Annotated in this window: 12 protein-coding genes; 7 read left to right on the plus strand and 5 right to left on the minus strand. The window is 64.6% G+C overall.

Translation table 11 applies throughout. The features are described from left to right. Window positions 1–169 precede the first annotated feature (169 nt). Window positions 170–943 (plus strand): class I SAM-dependent methyltransferase, encoded by a 774-nt coding sequence (locus ACFY10_RS14550; RefSeq protein ID WP_390665425.1) that lies wholly within the window; start codon window positions 170–172, stop codon window positions 941–943. Between the two features lie 2,337 nt (window positions 944–3,280). Here the strand turns inward: ACFY10_RS14550 and ACFY10_RS14555 are convergent. The 5 genes from ACFY10_RS14555 to ACFY10_RS14575 all read right to left on the minus strand — a co-directional run bounded on the left by ACFY10_RS14555 (window position 3,281) and on the right by ACFY10_RS14575 (window position 8,776). Beyond that, complete coding sequence (locus tag ACFY10_RS14555) at window positions 3,281–4,369, minus strand: ParB/RepB/Spo0J family partition protein (RefSeq protein WP_390665426.1); 1,089 nt, start codon at window positions 4,367–4,369, stop codon at window positions 3,281–3,283. Between the two features lie 227 nt (window positions 4,370–4,596). Continuing rightward, window positions 4,597–5,343: an ABC transporter permease gene (locus tag ACFY10_RS14560; protein WP_390665574.1), complete on the minus strand. Its 747-nt coding sequence runs from the start codon at window positions 5,341–5,343 to the stop codon at window positions 4,597–4,599. A gap of 70 nt (window positions 5,344–5,413) precedes the next feature. After that, a complete protein-coding gene (locus tag ACFY10_RS14565) occupies window positions 5,414–6,217 on the minus strand; it encodes an ABC transporter permease (protein WP_390665427.1) in 804 nt (267 codons plus the stop codon). Between the two features lies 1 nt (window position 6,218). Continuing rightward, window positions 6,219–7,229 carry an ATP-binding cassette domain-containing protein gene (locus ACFY10_RS14570; protein WP_390665428.1) on the minus strand — a complete coding sequence of 337 codons (1,011 nt, stop codon included), beginning with the start codon at window positions 7,227–7,229 and terminating at the stop codon, window positions 6,219–6,221. 1,199 nt (window positions 7,230–8,428) lie between these two features. Beyond that, window positions 8,429–8,776, minus strand: a complete 348-nt coding sequence (locus ACFY10_RS14575) for a hypothetical protein (protein ID WP_390665429.1) — start codon at window positions 8,774–8,776, stop codon at window positions 8,429–8,431. Between ACFY10_RS14575 and ACFY10_RS14580 the strand changes: the two genes are divergently transcribed. The 6 genes from ACFY10_RS14580 to ACFY10_RS14605 all read left to right on the plus strand — a co-directional run bounded on the left by ACFY10_RS14580 (window position 8,768) and on the right by ACFY10_RS14605 (window position 15,098). Further along, window positions 8,768–9,391, plus strand: coding sequence for a DUF1349 domain-containing protein (locus tag ACFY10_RS14580; RefSeq protein WP_390665430.1), 624 nt, complete (start codon window positions 8,768–8,770; stop codon window positions 9,389–9,391). The two genes, ACFY10_RS14575 and ACFY10_RS14580, sit on opposite strands and share 9 nt — an antisense overlap. Window positions 9,392–9,701: 310 nt before the next feature. Continuing rightward, on the plus strand, window positions 9,702–10,865 hold the full coding sequence (locus ACFY10_RS14585; protein WP_390665431.1) for a glycosyltransferase family 2 protein: 1,164 nt from the start codon (window positions 9,702–9,704) through the stop codon (window positions 10,863–10,865). 5 nt (window positions 10,866–10,870) lie between these two features. Beyond that, a complete protein-coding gene (locus ACFY10_RS14590) occupies window positions 10,871–12,097 on the plus strand; it encodes an aminotransferase class III-fold pyridoxal phosphate-dependent enzyme (protein WP_390665432.1) in 1,227 nt (408 codons plus the stop codon). A gap of 24 nt (window positions 12,098–12,121) precedes the next feature. Continuing rightward, complete coding sequence (locus tag ACFY10_RS14595; protein ID WP_390665433.1) at window positions 12,122–13,156, plus strand: zinc-binding dehydrogenase; 1,035 nt, start codon at window positions 12,122–12,124, stop codon at window positions 13,154–13,156. Continuing rightward, window positions 13,153–14,430 carry an MFS transporter gene (locus ACFY10_RS14600; protein WP_390665434.1) on the plus strand — a complete coding sequence of 426 codons (1,278 nt, stop codon included), beginning with the start codon at window positions 13,153–13,155 and terminating at the stop codon, window positions 14,428–14,430. Before ACFY10_RS14595 ends, ACFY10_RS14600 begins: the two co-directional genes overlap by 4 nt. Continuing rightward, on the plus strand, window positions 14,427–15,098 hold the full coding sequence (locus ACFY10_RS14605) for an HAD family hydrolase (protein ID WP_390665435.1): 672 nt from the start codon (window positions 14,427–14,429) through the stop codon (window positions 15,096–15,098). Before ACFY10_RS14600 ends, ACFY10_RS14605 begins: the two co-directional genes overlap by 4 nt. Window positions 15,099–15,220: the final 122 nt, after the last annotated feature.

Consider the following 15,220-nt stretch of genomic DNA (forward strand, 5'->3'; position numbering starts at 1 on the left):
GCTCCTGAGGGCGACTTGCCCCCTCAGAGGGCCAGATCGACGCCATCGGCTGCGGCTAGGAAGTCGCCGGGGCTGGCGAGGAGCGGGGCTGAATCGCCCGAAGGATGACAGCGAAAGTTCCCTTCATTCAAGAGCAATGTGCCGAGCCCAGCGAAACGGAGTCCGAACCATGAGCTCAGAATTGGAATACGGCACTGTTGGGGAACGCGCCCGGCAGATCACTCGGGACAACCGCAGTACCTGGGACGACTGGAGCGACGGCTACCAGCGCAAGCACGGTGGACTGCTGCACGGGCCGAATGCCGAGGCCTGGGGGCTGTGGCGCCGGCCTGAGAGCGAACTGCGAGTTCTGGACCCGGTCAAGGGGAAAACCGTGCTCGAACTCGGCTGCGGGGCAGCCCACTGGTCGGCCTCCTTGGCGGGGCGCGGCGCCCGGGTCGTCGGGTTGGACATCTCCGGAGCGCAGCTCGGCCACGCTCCACGCGCGGATCGCTTCGCGCCCGTGCTCGGCGATGCCCAGGCTCTACCCTTCGCCGACGCGGTGTTCGATCTCGTGCTCTCCGACTACGGCGGGATGTCCTGGGCTGACCCCCACCTGGCGGTCCCCGAGGTCGCCAGAGTCATGCGTCCCGGCGGCCAACTCGCCTTCTGCACGAATACGCCGTTCTTCGCCATGTGCTGGGACAGCGACGACCGCACGCTGACGCCCGCGCTGCGGCGCGCCTATTTCGGATTGCATACCCGCCAGGTCGCGCCCACCGCCGTCGACTACGTGCTGAGTTACGGGGGTTGGGTACAACTGCTGCACTCCTGTGGCCTGATGCTGGAGGCACTCATCGAGGAGCCGCCGCCTCCCGGCGCCTCCACCAGTTTCAGTGACCGGCCCCTCGAGTGGACGAGCCGATGGCCGATCGAGGCGATCTGGAGTGCGCGCAAGGTGTGACTGATGGACTGGCCTTCGAGCGCCACCTCTCGGCCCCCCACGACGTCGGCGGCGAGCTGCGGTGGCAAGAGCCTTGGGATCACGCGGAAACCATCGTCGGCATAGCCATGCCGTCGTTCATGTGCCTCGATCGAGAATCCGAGATGGCGTTCAACCGAGGAATACGACCAGTTGAACGCCCGGGATCAGTCAGTTCTCCGCATCGCGGCGTGAGGCGCTGACTTTGGCAACGCAGGCTATCGGTGCGTCGACTGGGAGCGAGGCCCAGTGCCGGGTGCCGACAGCTTCTTACCACGCCGCTGTTCGAGAGGCCCCTACCTCATGCTCATCCGAGTGGACCTGGCGCGGATAAGCCCCGCCGATAACGTTTCCGACCGCCTCGCTTCGCAGGCTGATTATCGACACCCATGGCTTGCGCGCGAACCAGCATACAACTCAGAGATGGGCTACCGTGACGTTCGGCAGGGTGGGCCCGTTGAGGGTGATTCGCTATTTCGAACAGGTCGCCTCTGCGGACCGGAAGGATTTACTTTGCACTCCGGATGAACACCTTGACGAATCATGAATGCGCATGCCTCCCTCCCATATCGAAATTGATCCAGTCTACCGTACAGGCGAGCGGCATACCACGGAGGTCGCCACTGAGATGTCCGCCCTACCTAAACAGATGGGCCCCAGTAGCAGTAGGGGGCTGACCAGTGAATCCCATGGCGTTGGCTGTCCTCCAACGACGCTCCTCAAAACGGGATCGCGTACGGAGGAGATCACCGTCGAGGATCTCCAATTGCTTCTCCTATTGGCGCAGGGACTTCCAGCTCAAAAGATCGCTCGGATTCTCTGCACATCCGGTCGGACTCTTCGGCGACGTATACGGGCTCTCTGCCACAAGATCGGCGTCCGCACCCCCATCGAAGCAGCTGTGTGGGCTGCGCGTCGCGGTTTGATCTGAGAAGCCTGTCGGCTGTGCTGCTGGTGGCCTGCCCGGCGGTGGTGGCCGCGGCGAAGGTGTCCGCGGCCACCAGGTAGCGGGCCAAGGCGCGCCGCAGTACTCGGCGCCCTTCATATGGGCGCCTTCCACGTTGCGTCACGTCCAGCACCGCGACCGCCGACGACTCATCCGGAGCACCCGCGGCTCTCGGCAGGACACCACGCTCGCCGCGCACCTGCCGTCGCGATGACTGGCAGCGGCAAGACCGTGCCCATGTGCAGGTGCCGGACTGAGCAGTCGATCACCGTCGCGCCGAACAGGTCCGACACGGGGTGACGGACAGTACGTGCACGGTGGTGGTCACGCGCCTGCGCAGCCGCAGCCCGCGATGCCGAACTTCCGCATCATCTGCCCGACGCGCTTGTGGTTCACGAGCTCGCCGCCGCATGTCATCCGGGAGGCGGCCGTAGGGGCCGCCCTACTCGGGATGCACCGTCCGGATCCGCTCGGCAAGCGCAACATCAGCCTGCTCACATGCGGCGCGGGCTGCGTTGCCTGAATCTTTTCAGCCGTCAGCAGGGGAATTCACCGCGTTCTGTGCCCGTGCTCGTCATGCTGCCCCGGCCGTAGCGGGCAGCCCGGCCCCGGACCAGTTGCGCAGCGTCTACAAGATCCGCCTTGAACTCGGGCGAGTAGACCTTCATCACCATCAGAGATACCTCCTGCGCGGCCCCGCCGGGGTCGGGCTCAGAGGTCCACCACTCAGGGACAGGTCCATCACCGCCATGACCAGCCGCCAGGCACCCCCGGAACGGATCGTCAGATCGCAGCGGCTGATCGTAAAACGGCTCCCCTGCATCCGCCCAGCACCTTCCGTGAGGGCGCATCGAAGGTGCACACCGGACACGTGCCGGAGAACACTGCCACCCTGCGCAGCCTGACCGTCAGTCATCTCCGCCCCGCCGGCCTCACCGACATCGCCGCCGGATTCCCCCCGGACTCCCGACCCTTCGAGCGGCTACTCGCCCCTCCTCGGACTCGGCTGACCAGCACCGATCCGAGATCAAGGTCTTTTGCAAGCGTCCAGGCGATCCAGTGTACGGAGAGCGGGAGCGCGCCGACCGCGTTGATTCGCTAGCCGTCGGCGCCCTCCGAGATCGAGGTCGGTGGCATCAAATGGCGAAGCAGCAGTCGCCGGACCCACATCCTCCATCGCACCGACCGACAGGTGCCTGGCGAGGTCGTGAACGACGAGGACGTCGAGGTCACCGTCTATTGGCGCTCCAGGTCAACACCACTTCGCCCATGCAGAATTGAGCTCACGTCCGGCCATCCGTTCCCGCTGCGCCCCTATCCGAGTGGCTGCAGACCAGCCCTCCTTGGATGACGTGCCCCGCCAAACGGCTCGGTCACGCCATCGCCCTTTCGCGCTGCTCCAGCTGTTCGGCGAACTGCGCCCACGACTCGGCTACCTGACGCGCGTAATCGGCCACCGTGCGCAGACAGTGTGGGGGCACGCTCTCAATCATCTCCTCACAGTCCGACAGGCATATACCTCGACTGTGCAGCTGGCGCAGCAGGAGCCGGCCAGAGTCGGTGAAGCGCAAGGACGGGTCCCTCATCAGCATGCTCATGATCGCCGAGGAGTCCCGCACGCCTACATGCTCCGCCCGCCTTCCCTCTCGCTGGCCCGCTGACGGCCTGTCATGACCCTTAGCCTGGCCCGCTCTCTGCGCGAGCTGGTCAGCAGAATGGCTCAACTCTTCGTCCGGCAACGGGCCGCACTGCCGAGAGAGCAGCGGATCCTCGCCGCTGAGCAGCCGCTTCCTTACGTCGAAGGCGGTACCGAGTGAGATGCCTGCGTCCCTGGCAACCTGCCGCAGCGACGTATGGGGCTTGGCGCTCAGGATCTCACCGGCTGCCTTGCGTCCCGCGGCTGTGCTCAGCGGTCGTACTTTGCTGTCCTGGCCGACTCTGCTCTGCTGCGGCGATGCCCCTCCCAATGTCTGCTCGCGGATGCTTCGCACCGTCCCCGCCGCCAGCCCCGTCACCTTCGCGATGTAGCGATTCGACCATTGCGGATGCGAGCTGACGATACGCGCCGCCGCCGCCTTCCGGTCGGCCAAGGCGAGCGGCAGGCCATGCGCGATGTTCGCCTTGACGGCGAGAACGAACAGATCTGTTCCATCCATATCGTCGACGAACAGCGCTTTGATTCGCTCGGAACCTCGAAGCATGGCGGCGCGGAGCCTGTGCATCCCATCGATCACGCGCATCGTGGGCCGATGCACAACGATCGGCGGAAGCTCCGTCTCCGCGTCAGCGAGCATGCTTATGTGCTCGTCATCTTCTCCCGCCAGCCGCGGGGAGTCGGCGGGAAGCAGATCAGAGACAGCTACCGATACGACCTCCCCCTCGCATCCGACGAGATCGTCGATCGGCCTGGAGGTTTGTCCCGAAGTACTCGCCGTGTTGTTCTTATGAATCCCCGAATTCATAATTGACATCCCTGCCCGTAGTTCGCTGACAAAACATTGGACGCTGCACTGTCAGGTTCGTCGGTGGTGCGAATTCGCACTCGGATCTCATGGGTCACACTCACGTCGAAGGACCAGTAGAGAAGTTGATACGGACCGTGCTTCTGGAACGGTCGTGATGCGGTCAAGGTATTCGACACCGAGCAGCCCCGGAGACCGGGCACCAGACAGCGCTTGCTCCGATGCCGTCACCCGTTCACTCCCGTGTAGTGCCCCAGACTCCACCGCCACAGCAGCCGTGCCCCCAGGTAGGCGAGCGCGCCGAGCAGCGGCGAGGCCGCAACTGCCCAGTATGGAAGGCCGAGTTCATGACCGTTGTCGGCGAGCACGGCGGCCGGGAAGTAGGCGACGAACGCCAGCGGGAGGCCGAACGTCAGGAAGCCGCCGACCGCCTTCGGGAGTACGTTCAGCGGGTAGCTGCCGAACGTGCCGAGCAGTTCCTCCAGCCAACGGCTCCAGTAATCGGCGGCCGGGTAGCGCAGAGCCGCGCAGGCCATCGTCGTGAAGAGGGCTGCCTCCAGGAACATACCGCCGATCACCGCCGCGATCAGGTACGAGACCCGGCCCGCCGTCCATTCCAGGTGGCTGCGGCTGAGCGCGCCCACCATCAGACCCGCCGCGACGGTCAGGTCACCGATGGCGTTGGTCGGGAAGTAGGCGAGCTGGACCTGGCGGTGCACCGGCATCGGGCGCAACAGATATACGTCGATCCTCCCCTCCTGGATCTGCCGGCCGATGAAGTGCATACGCCCCAGCAGGAGCACGAACAACCCGTGCGCGAGCATCCGGATCGCCGGGATCAGCAGCACGTCCGAGCTGTCCCAGCCGCCCATCCCGGTGAACCGCGCCAACAGCACCGTCGCGAACACGATCACCGACACCTGCCAGATCGCGCCGATCGCGATGTTCAGCAGGAACTCGGCGCGGTACTCCATCGAGGCACGGATGTTGAGCAGCGTGATGCGCCACACGATGCGCAGAGACCTCACAGACTTCAGCGACACCTCAGCCTCCCTGCGAGACAACGCGCCGCGCGGCCCGCCGCCACACCCACCGGGTGAACAGCGCCAGCACGACGATCCAGGCGGCCTGAATGAGCAACTGAACTCCCGCGTCGGGTAGTTCGGTCCGGCCGACGTAGATCGACAACGGCACACTCAGCGTGGCCTGGAACGGCAGGAAGCCGCTCAGCGTGATGAACCAGTCCGGGAAGAACCACAGCGGTGCGTACATGCCGGCGAGGAGCTTCTGCGCGAAGAGCAGGATGAGCAGCGCGGCACCGTTGCGGAGCGTCCAAAAGCACAGCTGGTCGATAAGGAGCATCACGTAGTACAAGACCCACTGGCCCAGCACCAGGCTGAGCGCGAATACCCCAGCCGTCGCAGCGGACGTGGGCGGTTCGACGACACCGAAGGCCAGGCAGACCAGATATCCGCCGAGAGCCCACGCGAACCCGTATATCTGCTCGCCAAGGGCGCGCAGGACGTGGTAGCGCTGGGGCGACAGCGGGCGCAGGTACCAGTAGACGATGGTCCCGAAGTGCATGTGCTGCTGGACGGCGTCCCGGCCCGTGCCCTGGTCCAACTCCCTGAGGCGCAAGGCGAGCACGGCCAGCACGGCGTATGTGACCGCCTGCTCACGGCTCATGCCGGCAGTGATGCCGGTGTGCGCGTACAGACCGTTCCACAGGGACGCCACCAGCACCACCTGCACGGCCAGTCTGACCAGGACGGCGGTCATCCGGGGCGGGGCGTGCAGCTCACTGAGCGGGGTGACACGGGCGGTGCGCCAGGCATGCAGGACAGCCATCTCAGCCCCCTTCCGCCGCGGCCCCCACATGCGTGTACGCGGCCCGCATCACGTCCTCGAGGTCGGCCTCGTCGATGGCGATGCCCGTCACCTCGTACCGCTCGATGACCGCCTTGAGTGCCTGGTTGACGGTCGGGGCGTCGACCCCATCAGGCCCGAACACCACTTGCCTGCCGTCCTGCCGCAGCAGTGCTATGCCCGGTGGTGGCGGTACGACGTCGGTGCGCGCGTCGGCGAGTGTCGCCCGCACCTGCCAGGTCGAGCCGAACTTGCGGCGGATCTCGTCGAGGGTGCCGTCGAGGACCAGCCGCCCGTGGTTGATCAGGACGACCCGTTCCGCGAGCCGCTCGACCTCCGTCATGTCGTGCGTGGTCAGCAGGACCGTACGACCACGCTCCTCCACCTGGTGGCGGAGAAACTCGCGGACCTGCTCCTTGACCACCACGTCCATACCGATCGTCGGCTCGTCAAGAAAGACCACCGGCGGGTCGTGCAGCAGGGCCGCTGCCAGGTCGCAGCGCACCCGCTGGCCCAGCGAGAGATGCCGTACGCGCGTGTCCCAGAAGGAGGACAGGTCCAGCAGGTCGTTGAAGTCCGCGAGGCGGGCGGCGTGTTCGGCCTTCGGAACTTCGTAGATGTCCCGCAGGATCGCGAACGACTCGCGCACCGGCAGGTCCCACCACAGCTGCGTACGCTGCCCGAATACCGCACCGATGTTACGGGCGTTGCGCTCCCGTTCCTCGTACGGCACTACACCGGCAACGCGAGCCTCGCCGGCGGTGGGGGTGAGGATGCCGGTCAGCATCTTGATGATGGTGGACTTCCCGGCGCCGTTCGGGCCTAGCAGGGCGAGGAGTTCGCCAGGAACCACGTCGAAGGTGATGTCAGAGACGGCACGCTTGGCGACCCGTTCCGGATTGACCAGGGACCGCAGCGTGCCGGTTAAGCCCGGGCGGCGCACAGTGGTGTGGAAGGTCCGGGACAGGCCCCGCACTTCGATGCTGTCAGTCACTCGATGAGCCTTCAGGTGAGATGCAAGGAACGATGGAGGAGGGGTGGACGTGAGACAGAGGATCGGCGGCGCGCGAACCGCGGCGACCTTGTGAACGATGGCTTGCGACGAGAAGAGGGCTGTGTCCTTCAACCGTTTCCTGAAGACACGACCCCTGCCGTCGATACGGACATGTCGCATTATGCGAAATCCCAGCCTCCCTTAGAAGATGGGCCGAAACTTCACGGAGGCTTTACCTCCTTACGCCAGGGTTGAAATGGAACCGACCTCAGCCGGACCGCGGGACAAGGGAAATAGAAAGGGTTAACCAACCCCCACAACCGACCATCCAGAGGGTGGCAGGAGCGACTATGTAGGCAGGGCGGCTCCGGTCAACAAACGGTTTCCACAGGACCACGCCCGATGAAACGCTGTTCTCGGCCATCGTCTGCGTCCTGGCGAGCGGCTGCGCATGGCGTCGGCTTACGCCGCGCTTCGTATACTCAAGTCGACCGCACGGCCGCTTCCTGCTCCGCTCGAGGGCTGGCATCCCGGGCCACCCACACGAAGCCGCGCCGCACCGGCTCGACGACGCCGGCTTCATCGACGTCACTTGCACAGTGCTCGACAAGCACAAGCCAGAACCAAGAGAGAGGCGAGGACACAGATCCGATCTCCGCGGATCGCGACAAGCCTCATCTCATGATCGAGGGTCCCGAAACGAGACACGCCCTCACAAAGGCAAGTAGACCCCAGCGCCAGCTCGCGCCCGCAAAGGCATTGAATCCAGCGAACGATTAGTCCGGGTCGAGATCCCGCAGACGCTCAACAATCGGCGCGACCCTTCTTCACCGTGATCGACTCTGGACATGAACCAGCTCCATCCGTATTTCTCCCAGCGAGCAAGGTCGAGACTGACACGAGCAAATCCGATCGTCAAGGGCTTCTCACAAGGGGTACGAGAAGTGCGCCAAAGCAGGTTCGAATCCTCGAACGTGAGAACATCTCGCCCGAATTGACCGCATAAGTGGGCCATTCGAAGCAGTTGCAGGCTTTGCGACCCCGCGATTCATGCAAACGCCCATCTCCCACTTTTGACAATTCCTTGATCAAGACATGGAGGGCGATCGCCGCGTCAAGGCCCCCCGCGTACGGCCCTGTTTCCGATAGGCGAAAATCCGCCAACCTCAAGCGCCCCAACGCATCGGAGAAAAAGGAATCTATTGGGCGTATCGCGCCACCACCGCAAGAGAAAGCGGTTTCCAAAGTGAGCCATTTATCCCGATCTGATAATATTTATCCCTCACGACTTGATCACGCCACATCACGCACTCTATTTGTACCGTTTGGGTCCTATGATACTTTTTTACAGGTTTATGCCTCTTACGCAACGCGTCGCAATGGGCAATCATTTCAACGCCCTGCGGAGTAAGAGCCGCATCACGCCCACTGCCGAGGGAATTTGCTCCCTTTTCCCACGCGATGGCGAACAGACAGCCTGAGGCGGCCTGCGCTGCCTCTTGGTGTGCAGGGGTAGCAACGCCGATGCAAGGAAATTCATGAATCATTCATTGACCGTGCCCGGTCTTCCTTTCGATATCGCGCCGGAGGGACCGTCTGTCGGCACCACATGGCGTGTCGAGGATGAGACTCTGTGCATTACGGCAGGTCCACGGACCGACCTGTTCCTCGATCCGGCACGCAAGGATCCCACCACGGGTGCTGACCTTCTGCGGATCGTTGGAGATGTCACTGGCGACTTCCAATTGACGGCCCACGTCAAGGTGGACTTCAAGGACACCTTCGATGCCGGCGTCCTGTTCGTTTGCGCGGCCGAGCAGACCTGGGCAAAATTGTGTTTCGAGTACACTCCGCAGGGTCGGCCAAGTGTCGTATCGGTGGTCACCCGCGGAGACTCGGACGACGCCAATGCTGACGAGGTGAGCGGAAACTGCACCTGGCTGCGCATATCCCGGATGGGGCGCGCCTTCGCCTTTCACGCCTCTCACGACGGCGAATGGTGGCGGCTCATCCGATACTTCTCTTTCGGTTCATTGCCCGACTCTGCGGCGCTGAAAGTCGGATTTCTCGCCCAGTCGCCGTTCGGCGCGGGATGCACAGCCGTCTTCGACCACATCGGCTTCCGTCCGGAGACCCTCACTCAGCTTCGCGACGGCAGCTGACAAGCCTGTCGCCGACAAATCCGGTAGCTAAACGTGGCGCCGTCGAGAGTCGCCCGGCTCGCTTGATCGGACTCCGGCCGACCAACTCGGTTGGCCTTCCGGATGAAACCTTTCTTCTCACGCCTCTCCAACTCCCGATTCCTTCTGTCCTTCGTGTCGGTGTCGCCCATGCGTCCCTTCTGGCAGGAAACACGGCCTTACGGTACGGGAGCGTTCCGAGAACGTTTGATCCAATATCTGCACCGCACTCACAGTCGCGTAGGCCGGGGCGTGGCTCATGCCACACCCTGGCACCGCGCTGTGCCAAGAAATGGGGGTCTTCGTGCGCAGCACTGTCATCGTTCCCATATTTCAGACTCAGAGCGTGTTATCGCTCTTCCTGAGGTCGTTGAGGCTGACCGTCGAGGCGGACACACAGTTGATCCTGGTCAATGACGGTTCCGGGAACGAGGTGAGCGAGCTGGTCGAGGAGTTCGCCCGGAAGATCAAGACGGATCGGTCCGCCAGCGTCACCGTGACGACCGTGCACAACCAGAAGCCCCATGGTTGCGGCCAAGCCCTCAACCAGGGTCTGGCCATCGCCGACGGGGACCACATCTTCTTCGTCGACTCCGACCTGATCCTCGAGTCCGGCTGGCAATCCGGAATGCTTCAGACCCTGAGCGACCACCCGGACGCGGGGATGACCGCCGGGGTCCTGCTGTACCCGCAGACCGGTGGTGTCCAGCACTGCGGCATCTCGTTCAGCGAGACGCTCGGCAGACACCTGTACCTGAACGCAAGGACATCGGACCTGCCCGATTCCCCGTACACGGTGCAACTGGCCGCCTTCGCGCTGTTCGCGATGACCAGGAAGGTCAAGGACTCGGTCGGGCTGCTGGACGAGCGGTACTTCAACGGGTACGAGGACTTCGACTACCAGATGCGGGCCAGGATGCTCGGCTACCGCACGGTCGTCGACCCGAAGGTCACGTCGTACCACTGGGAACGGCGCAATGGTGTGCACCGGGCGGGCAACCGCAAGACCAACCTGGCGCGGTTCTGGAAGACCTGGGGCGCCCACATCGAGAACGACATCACGCCCCGGTTGCTCGACGGGTTGCGTAGCCGCGCCGTCGACCTCAGCCACTACCTGCCGCTGGACCTGGCGGAGACACGCATCGAGTCGGCGGCCTTCTGGCAGGCCCTCTCCGACACTTCGGCGATCGACCGGCGCAACGTGCTCGACTACTCGACCTCGGTGGACGGTGAGCAACCCATCCTGCTGCCCCAGATCCTGCCAGCCCAACTGCTCACCGAGCCCCGCCCCTTGTTGATCCTGGTCGAGAATTTCGTTCGTCTTCTGGACAACCGGATGTGGCTGGCGCAACGCCTGCAGACGCAGTCGGAGGACGTCGTCGTCGACCTGCACGGCAACGCCATGGGACTCGGGGACCTACACGCGAGCTGCTGGCCCGGGGTCAGGGTCCGGTGACGGACGTGCGGACGGACACCATAACTGAAGCACCGAGCCTCACTTGGCTCGCCAAGGTCGGTGAGGTCATCCCGGCAGGTTGCAGCACCCTGGCCAAGACGCCGCAACGACTGCTGCCGGGCCGCGGCGCGATCGCCGCGTCGTGTGCCAAGGATGCCGAATTCATCGACGTCGACGGCCGTACCTGGCTGGACTGTGAGATGGCCATGGGGACGGCGACCTGGGGTCATGGCCGGCCCGAGGTCGAGGAAGCCGTCGTCGCGCAGCTGAAGCGTGGCACCTCCTTCTCCGTCGCGGATCCCCTCGAACTGGAACTGGCGCAACGGCTCCTGTCCCGGTTCGGGGTCTACGAGTCCGTAAAGTTCGCCAAAAGCGGCGCCGACGCAGTGAGTGGAGCAGTGCGCATCGCCCGTGCTGCCACCGGACACGATCTCGTGGTGGCGACCGAGTACCACGGGTGGCACGACTGGGCCGCACCGTCGCACTACTCGGCGCATCCCAAGGAGCTCGGCATCCCGCGAGCGGTGGCGGCCCTGACGCTGACCTGCCCACCTGACGATCCGGAACAACTCGTCGGCTTGCTGCGCAAGCACCCCGGGGCGATCGCAGCGGTGGTGCTGTGTCCGAACCACTGGTCGGCCGACCATCTCCGCGCAGTCGCGGCGGAGGCCCGCTCGCACGGCGCGGTGGTGGTCTTCGACGAGGTCACCTCCGGCATACGCATGGGCAGACGGGCCACCTGTGGCGAGCTGGACGTGTGGCCGGACCTGCTGTGCATCTCGAAAGGCATGGCCAACGGCCTCCCGCTCGCGGCGGTCCTCGGCGACCGTCGGCTGGTGATGCGCGGTGAAGGCGTACGCATGAGCAACGCCCACTCCAGCGAGTCACTGGCCATTGCCGCCGCTCTGGCCTGCGAGGAGCTACTGGACGCCGCACCGGTGTGGCCTTCGTGGCGCGAGCGGACCCTCTCGATGATGACCGCCCTGCGCTCCCGCATTGCAGAACTGGGCCTGTCAGGCCGCGTCGAAGTACGGGGCGACTACTCGAGCTTCTCCCTCGGATCCCCCGGAGCGCGGGACTTCTGGTCCGACCCGCTCCGCGCGCACGTGCTGGCGGTTCTCGCAAATCGGCAGATCTTCACCAAGGGCTACTTCGTCTTCTCCGACCGGCACACGCCGGCCCAGTTGGACAGGGTGGAGTGTGCGATCGACGCCGCCCTGACCAGTTTCTGACCCACGATCCAGCGGAGGCCAAGAATGCGAGCACTCGTTTACGCCGGCAAGGGCCGGATGGACCTCGTCGATGTCGCGGAACCCGTGCTGCGGACGTCGAACGACGTGAAGGTCCGGGTGGAGATGACCGGGATATGCGGCACGGACCACAAAATCATCGCGGGCAAACTGGCGGTGGCCGAAGAGGGCACCGTGCTGGGGCACGAGGGCGTTGGCACGGTGGTCGAGGTCGGCGACGCCGTGACGCATCTCGCGGTCGGCGACCGTGTCATCATCAACCCCACCCAGTCGTGCGGCACATGTCGCAACTGTCGGCTGGGGGCGTACTGCTACTGCTTCGATTTCGACGACCATCAGGTGGGCTTCACCCTCGCAGGCACGTTCGCCGAGTACTACGTGGGAAGGTCGCAGTACCTCTACCGGATACCGGATGGCATGAGTTGGCAGGTCGCGAGCCTGATCGAGCCGCTGGGCTGCTCGCTGAACAGCGTTCTCAAGGCGGGCGTGCAACCGCACGAGTCGGTTCTGGTGATCGGCTCCGGTGCCATCGGCCTGCTGTGCCAGAGCATCACGCGCCGGCTCAGCCGACTCACCGTCGCCACGGAACCGAACGCGTACCGCCGTGAGTTCGCCACCGGCGTCGCCAACTACGCACTGCACCCTGACGAACTCACGCCCCAGACCATCGCGGACCTGACGGGAGGCAAGAAGTTCGACGTGGTGATCGACGCGGTCGGTAACCAACTGGCCACCGCGCTGGAGATCGTCGCCAAGGGCGGCCGGGTGGTGCCGATGGGCTATGACGACACGTACCGGGTGGAGGTAGCACCCACCACTCTCATCGATGACGGACTGAGCATCGTCGCGGCCGTACCGCTGCACGATGCCATCGGTCCGGCCATCGACTTCGCCTCCGACATGCCGGAGCTGGCGAAGCTGGTGACTACCGAAGTCGAAATGGGCGACTTCCGTGACGCCTTCGAGGCGACCATGGGCGTCGACCTGACGACCGGGCAGAAGGTCGATGTCAAGGCCATCAAGGCCGTGATCCGCTCATGAAGCGCAGAAGCTTCGTGGCGAACCTGCATCGCAACGCCCGGTACTGCATCTACACCGAACCATTCTGGGCGATCTTCGGTACGGCCGCGCTGTACTACGCGACGCTGTACATGCAGAGCGTCGGCCTGAGCACGGTGGCCATCGGCGCCATCGTCTCGGCCAACCTCTACGTCGCGTTCATGTTCCAGCTCGTCGCGGGCGCGGTGACCGACCGGATGGGCAGACGCCGGGCCACCTTCTGGTTCGACGTAACCTCCTGGGTCATCCCGATGTTCGTGTGGGCGTTCAGCAACAACTTCTGGATGTTCCTCCTGGGCTACCTGCTCAACGCCTCGTCAAAGATCGTCAACGTCTCGTTCTGGCTGCTCGCCACGGAAGACAGCCCCGAGAAGGATCGTCCACGCATCTTCGCGGCCATCAAGGTGGTGATCATGTTCGCGGGCCTTCTGGTGCCGATTGTCGGGTTCTTCATGGACGAGTACGGAACGGTGCCGACGCTGCGCACCCTGTTCTTCGTCGGCGGGCTCGCCATGCTGCTGCACAACTGTCTCCGCCACCGCTACACCGTGGAGACGCAGGCAGGCGTCGAAGCCATGGACCGCCATGCAGGCACTCACATGTTGCGCAGCGTGCTCGACAGCGGGAGGCTGCTGTGGGCAGCCGGGCGGCACACCGCACTTCGCCGCCTGATTTTCATGTACATGCTGAGTTTCGTCGCTTTCCAACTCAACATCTTCCTGGCCGTGTATCTGACGAAGAGCCTCGACTACAGCGCCGTCGTGGTGGGCACGGTGCCTGCCGTCGGAGCGGTCACCGCGCTGTTCTCGTACGCCGTCATCATGCCCTGGGCGAGCGGCCGGGTCCCAGAGGGCTCCATGGCCCGATGGTCGCTCGTGGCGAGCTGCGCCGGCTGGCTCCTGTTTCTGGCACTCGGACCGGACAACCCCGCACTGCTCTTCGTCTGCACGGTGCTCACCTCCGCGGGCCCGTTCCTCGTGGAGTCCTACCGCGATGCCATCGTGGTGGGCTGTGTGCACCCTGAAGAACGAGCCACGTTCTTCGCCGCCATACAGACCTTCACCGCGGTGGTGTCCATCCCGACCGGGTACTTGGCGGCAGTGATCTTCCAATCACGACCCCTGATGTTGTTCGGTGCGATCGCCACGCTCTACGCCGTCGCCGCAATGTGCACGTTCGGCAGGCACCTGTCCTACCAGGCGGACGTCCGGCTCATTCCGCAGCGGGGCCGACCGGACACGGTGGCGACGACGTGAGCGGACGGGACCGGGCGCTGGTCTTCGACTTCGACGGGTTGATCGCCGATACCGAGGTGCTGTGGTTGGCGGTACTCAGAGAGCTGTACAGGTCGTTCTCTCAGGAGCTTCCGCACACCCGGTACGTCGAGTCCATCGGGGGCACGCTGCACGACTTCGACCCGTTCGAGGACCTCGCTGCCCGGTGCGGCACGATCGGTGCGGCGGAACTGGAACAGCGCGGGGAGAGCCTGTTCGGGAACTGGATGGCGTACGAAGCGCCACTGCCGGGCGTCCGACGGCTGGTGACGGACGCCAAGCGGCGGGGCCTGCCACTCGGGGTCGCATCCAGTTCCCGGCGGACCTCCGTGCTGCCCCACCTTGAGCGATTCGGGCTGCGCGACGCGTTCGACGTGGTCGTCACCATGGAAGACGTAACCCGCACTAAGCCGGCCCCCGACCTCTACCTCCTCGCGGCACGGCAGCTCGGCTTGGATCCCTCGGCTGTCGTGGCCTTCGAAGACTCCAACCGAGGAGTGCAGGCGGCCAAGGCCGCCGGTGCCTTCTGTGTGGCCGTACCGCACATATTGTCGCGGTCACACGATTTCACCGCAGCGGACCGCCGCCTCGACTCGTTGTCGCTTTTCGACCTGGACGACCTGTCCGTACTCACGCCGGACGAGGTGTGAGGAATGACCGTGAGGTGAGAGCCCGCTGCCTTCGGCGGGCTCTCACCCATGTCCAAGGGCCGCTTCATCACGGCCTGACTCAACAGTGGCGTGATCCGGGCTTGGCCGGTTCCGGAAGTTGG

Source organism: Streptomyces sp. NPDC001401 (assembly GCF_042895385.1).
GTDB lineage: Bacteria > Actinomycetota > Actinomycetes > Streptomycetales > Streptomycetaceae > Streptomyces.